Source organism: uncultured Maritalea sp. (assembly GCF_937139385.1).
Classification (GTDB): Bacteria; Pseudomonadota; Alphaproteobacteria; order Rhizobiales; family Devosiaceae; genus Maritalea; species Maritalea porphyrae_A.
Window position 1 is genome coordinate 1 of the sequence record NZ_CAKZPW010000221.1, and the last position, 6,050, is coordinate 6,050.

Consider the following 6,050-nt stretch of genomic DNA (forward strand, 5'->3'; position numbering starts at 1 on the left):
ACAAGACGATCTCCTCTTGGAGCTCGGTTTCGACGTCGAACGGACTCGGTTCGTGGTTCGAAATTCTTTCCAAGGCAGCTTCAACATCCCAGTGGAGCATTGACTGCCAGTCTTCAAAGTCTTTGCCCACTTCCAAATTCAATCCGAATTTGTTGATGCGGTGTTCAATAACAGCTGGGCGGCCAATTAGGATTGGCTTCGCAATTCCATCTTCAAGCGCAACTTGTGCCGCACGCAACACACGCTCATCTTCACCATCGGCAAAAACCACGCGCTTGTTGCTCGAGCGCGCCATATCAATGATTGGCTTCATCACCATACCCGAACGGAACACAAAGCGGTTCAATCGGTCATGATAGGCTTCAAAATCGGTAATTGGACGCGTTGCGACGCCGCTTTCCATAGCCGCTCTGGCCACAGCTGGTGCAATGCGCAAAATGAGCCGTTGATCAAATGGATTTGGAATAAGATATTCAGGACCAAATGTTGCCCCGGCTTCCGCAGTTGAAGCCTCTAGTGCGGGTTCATGGGCCAATTTGGCGATAGCATGAACCGCCGCCATCTTCATTTCTTCGTTAATAGCCGTTGCGCCAACATCAAGCGCACCCCGGAAAATGAACGGGAAACACAAAACGTTGTTCACCTGGTTTGGATAGTCAGAGCGCCCTGTGCACATCATTGCGTCTGGACGAGCCTCTTTGGCCAATTCTGGCATAATTTCTGGGATTGGGTTGGCAAGCGCCATAATCAAAGGATTAGGCGCCATTTTCTTCAAGAGTTCGGGTTTCAACACACCCGCAGCGCTCAACCCCACAAAAATGTCAGCATCATCCATGACTTCAGCTAAAGTGGTTTTATCGGTGTCATGCGCAAATGCTGCCCGCCAGCGATCCATGGAATTCAGACGTTTTTTCGTCACCAATCCATCGCGGTCTGCAACCCAGATGTTTTCGCGCTTTGCGCCAAGGCTGATCAGCAAGTTCATGCAAGCGATTGCCGCAGCTCCTGCGCCAGACGTGACGATTTTAACGTCCTCAATCTTCTTTTTCGCCAAGCGCAATCCGTTGATTACCGCTGCAGCAACGATGATTGCGGTGCCGTGTTGATCATCATGGAAAACCGGAATTTCCATGCGTTCGCGCAAAGCTTCTTCAACCTCAAAACACTCTGGTGCTTTGATGTCTTCAAGGTTGATACCGCCAAATGTCGGCTCCAAAGGCGCAATGACTTCAACTAATTTTGCAGGATCGTTTTCGTCAATCTCAATGTCAAAAACATCAATGCCCGCAAACTTTTTGAACAGTACGGCCTTGCCTTCCATAACGGGCTTAGACGCCAATGCGCCAATGGCACCAAGGCCAAGAACGGCTGTACCGTTTGAAATCACCGCGACCAGATTACCGCGGGACGTATAGTCAGAAACAGTGGCGGGGTTCTTTGCGATCTCTTCGCAAGGGGCAGCGACACCAGGAGAATATGCAAGGGCCAGATCACGCTGATTGCCGAGCGGTTTTGTTGGTCGAATTTCCAATTTACCCGGCTTTGGGTACTTATGAAAATGTAGAGCCGCATCGTGAATCGAATTTTGCGTGTCACGTGGATCTTGCGTCATCTGCTTACCTCTTTGAAATTGCTGATCTGGTCTGCCACTAAACCAGCAAAAAGAAAAGCGTCAGATCAGCTTTGATGTGCATTTTATACTTTAGTATGATTTGGGATCCAAGCAAGGGCGATCATGCAACCGCTTCATCCTTGTTTTTGTCAGACAAATCCTCGTCACCAATCATAGGCTCGTCTTCAATTTCAGTTTCTGGCGCCACATAAACCTGATCCGAATCTGTGCCCGTGGCCTCGGTCGCATCAATTTGGGCAGAACCGTCTACGCCTGGCGCTTGGCCACCGTAATCAACGCCGATCTCGGCGTGCTCATCATCCACAAAGCCCACCAGATCATTGACACGATCTGAGTCGAGTTCGTCAATCAACTGCACTTCTTCATTGTTCATCCGTTCCGCTAATGCCAAATAGGCATCAACTGGCAGCGCGGGTGCAAACAAAAATCCTTGCGCTTGGCGAATGCCTTTTTTGCGCAAATACAATGCCTGCTCTTCAGTTTCCACGCCCTCAGCAATAATTTCTGTGCCCAAGTCATTTGCCATGCTGATCAAAGCATCGACCACAGGAACCGGCTGATTGCGGTGCTTAATCAACTCAACGAACACGCGGTCAATTTTGACAATATCGATCCCAAGTTTTTGGATATAGGCAAGGTTTGAATGCCCAGTTCCCGCGTCATCAAGCGCCACTTTGGACCCTAGATCGCGCAAGGCGTGAATTACTGCGTTCACACCACCCATATCAGACAGCGGTTGACGCTCTGTGATCTCGAACACCAACTGACTGTACCGAATATTTGTAGCTCCAAAGATTGATTGTACATCTTCAACAATCGAGCCATCGCGGAAATGGCGCTCAAACAGGTTGATACCAACTTTCAAATGTGGATGGCGATCACATAGATCTTCCAGATCATCGCGCACCTGCTCCATCATCGACAAGGTCATTGGAATGGCGAGACCACTCAGCTCCGCATATTCGATAAAGGCCCCCGGCGAAATCACCTCCCCGTTTGGCTTCTCCCAACGGATAAGCACCTCGCAACCTGCAATATGCCCTGTTTGCAAATCGATGACCGGTTGATAACGCGGTCGCAGTTCACCGTCGTTGATCGCTCGTTCAAGATCAAATGTTGGCGCCTGTGAGCGACGCACATATTGCACACACAGCCACAAGAAAATGCAGCTGGCCAAACTGGCGACCAAGGTGAAGCCAATCTGCAAATCGGCATATTCTGATGCTATTAAATCAATCGGAATCGCAGCAGAAACAGCAATAGGCACATTTTGAGCGACCTGTTGCGTATAGAGAAAATTCTCCTGCCTATGCACATCATCAAAGAAACGTGCCGGATCACCAAACTCGAAAATTGTCAGCCCACTCGTCAATGCAAAGCGGGTCATAATTGATTTTTCGACGGCCCCATGGCCAGAATCAAACATATGAGCATTGATGGGCACAAATGCTGAAACCTCTTTGCCCGGTCGAACGCGCAAGGAAACTTTCAGCAACGGGAACTCATTGTCCTCAATCTGCACAACCGTCATTTCTTGCGGACCGCCCGGCATGCTCATCGTAGGCGTAATCGCCGTATAGCTGAACTTGTCGCCGTACAAAGCGCATTGCAGCGCGCCATCCGTTGAATTGACGATCAACTGACGCATTAAATAATTCGCGCGCATCTCAACAGCAGCGGCGCGAAAGAACGTCGGGGTACACAATGATGGGCTTCTGGACGTTAAGCTTTGTAAGGAAATTGTGGCAGATTCAACGGCCTTTTGCGTTTCTTCAACAATGCCGTTCACAGACATTTTGATTTCTTGCATGCCGCGCATGCGGATGTAGCTGTCCATCAAATAATCGACAGAGATAACAGGTGCGAACGCAAGGATCGCACTAAAAAACATCAGGACATGTGAAATCCGTGATTTCAATTCGGCCACGCAACATACGAGTTGACTACACTTAGCTTGTACTCAACTAGGATTAACACCGAATTAACCAAATGGCGGCGCTGTGATCACTCACAGCGCCGCCACCTCAATAAAATCAATAAGTTAAAGCCGATTAGGCTTTGGGCAGGTTCAAGCGAATATTCAGTTCCCGCAACTGGCGTGCGGAAACATCAGACGGTGCGCCCATCAACAAATCTTCGGCCTGCTGATTCATTGGGAATGCCGTCACTTCACGAAGGTTTTCTTCGCCACAAAGCAACATAACGATTCTGTCGATGCCTGGTGCAATGCCACCGTGTGGAGGAGCGCCATATTCCATCGCCCGCAACATGCCACCGAATTTTTCGTACAAGATCGCCTCATCATAACCAGCCATATCGAATGCTTTCTTCATGATTTCTGGGCGGTGATTCCGGATCGCACCTGAACTCAATTCAAAACCATTACAAACAATATCGTACTGGTAAGCGTTGATGGTCAGCGGATCTTGGTTCTCCAAAGCTTCCAGACCACCTTGGGGCATAGAGAATGGGTTGTGTGAGAAATCAATGCGTTTCTCTTCTTCATTCCACTCAAACATCGGGAAGTCAACAATCCAGCAAAGGTCGAAACGATCTTCGTCAATCAGCTTGAGATCGGTACCAACTTTTGTGCGGGCAGCGCCTGCAAAGCTAACAAACTTGGACGGAAGACCACAGGTGAAGAAAACAGCATCGCCGTCTTTCAAGCCAAGCTGATCACGGATCGCAGCGGTGCGTTCTGGTCCCACATTCTTCGCAACAGGGCCTGCACCTTCACCGTCGCGGAAGAAAATGTAGCCAAGGCCAGGCTGCCCCTCATGCTGTGCCCATTTGTTCATCCGGTCACAGAATGCGCGTGAACCGCCGGTTGGCGCCGGGATAGCCCAAACTTCAACCTTTGGATCATTTGCGATTTGGTTGGCAAAAACGCCAAAACCAGAACCGGCAAAATGTTCAGTTACCGCTTGCATCTCAATCGGGTTGCGCAGGTCAGGCTTGTCGTTGCCGTATTTACGCATAGATTCTGCATAGGGAATACGTGGGAAGGTTTGGGTGACAGGCTTGCCCTTACCAAACTCTTCAAACACACCGCGCAACACAGGCTCAATCGCTTGGAACACGTCTTCTTGTTCCACAAAGCTCATCTCAATATCGAGCTGATAGAATTCACCCGGTGAGCGATCAGCACGTGCATCTTCATCGCGGAAACATGGAGCGATTTGGAAATAACGGTCAAAACCAGAGATCATCAACAATTGCTTGAACTGCTGAGGCGCTTGCGGCAGCGCGTAGAATTTACCCGGATGCATACGTGATGGAACCAAGAAATCACGCGCGCCTTCTGGGCTTGAAGCCGTCAAAATCGGCGTTTGATACTCTGTAAAACCTTGATCAGTCATGGTTTTGCGCAAATGCGCAATAATCTTTGAGCGCATCACGATGTTGTTGTGAATGCGTTCACGACGCAGATCTAGGAAGCGGTTGGTGAGACGGATATCTTCAGGGTATTCTTGCTCACCAAACACAGGCATCGGCAGTTCTTTGGCCGCGCCAAGAACTTCAATCTCGCGGATGAAAATCTCAACATCGCCAGTTGGCAAGTCAGCGTTTGCAGTGCCTTCGGCGCGGTCTTTTACTTCGCCGTCAATTCGCACAACAAATTCAGAGCGCAAGGTCTCGGCCAAGCCGAAAGCATTAGAATCAGGATCAACGACGCACTGGGTGATCCCGTAGTGGTCGCGCAGATCAATAAACAGAAGTCCGCCATGATCTCGAACACGGTGGACCCAACCTGAAAGGCGAACAGTTTCACCCACATGAGTTTTGCGTAAGTCAGCACAAGTATGGCTACGATAGCGATGCATTTTCAATACCAATCCCGGTAATCCGTTTGGGAAATTTTGCGCGGAAAAGCGCATGATGCGCGCCGTTTGTCAAGCATATGAACCCAAGAACCTGAGCAACGAGGCCACTTCACACATATCAAGGGTTGCAAGTTTGATGAAAAACCGCACACTAGCCCGCAACCAATAAACCAAAAACGACGCCGTTTCAAACGCGCAACCGGATAAAAAGAACAATATGAAAATCATCACGTCCACAACGGACTTGGCCGAATTTTGCGACGCAGCAAAAAACTTTGATTTTGTAACAGTCGACACCGAATTCCTACGTGAAACCACTTACTGGCCAATTCTGTGCCTTGTGCAAATGGCCACGCCCGAAGAGGCCGTCATCGTTGACCCAATGGTTGAGGGTATCGACCTGTCGCCAATGTTTGAATTGTTCCAAGACACTTCGGTTGTCAAAGTGTTCCATGCGGCCAAACAGGACATTGAGATTTTCGTCAAATTGTCCGGCAAAGCGCCCCAACCCGTGTTTGACACGCAAGTGGCAGCTGCGGTGGGTAGTTTTGGCGACAGTATTTCATATGATAATTTGGTCCGCCAGATTACGG

General features: G+C 49.4%; 3 protein-coding genes and 1 pseudogene. 1 reads left to right on the top strand and 3 read right to left on the bottom strand.

The genetic code is table 11. The features are described 5' to 3' along the window. The 3 genes from Q0231_RS09495 to aspS form a co-directional block, all read right to left on the bottom strand. A partial coding sequence (locus tag Q0231_RS09495; protein ID WP_299347364.1) for a phosphate acyltransferase occupies positions 1-1,612 on the bottom strand: 1,612 nt, incomplete at its 3' end. Between the two features lie 121 nt (positions 1,613-1,733). Then, complete coding sequence (locus Q0231_RS09500) at positions 1,734-3,524, bottom strand: EAL domain-containing protein (RefSeq protein WP_269394086.1); 1,791 nt, start codon at positions 3,522-3,524, stop codon at positions 1,734-1,736. A 160-nt stretch (positions 3,525-3,684) separates the two neighbouring features. Further along, a complete protein-coding gene (aspS, locus tag Q0231_RS09505; protein ID WP_269394085.1) occupies positions 3,685-5,457 on the bottom strand; it encodes an aspartate--tRNA ligase in 1,773 nt (590 codons plus the stop codon). Between the two features lie 217 nt (positions 5,458-5,674). Between aspS and Q0231_RS09510 the strand changes: the two are divergent. Continuing rightward, positions 5,675-6,050, top strand: a pseudogene (locus tag Q0231_RS09510) (ribonuclease D); the annotation flags it as partial.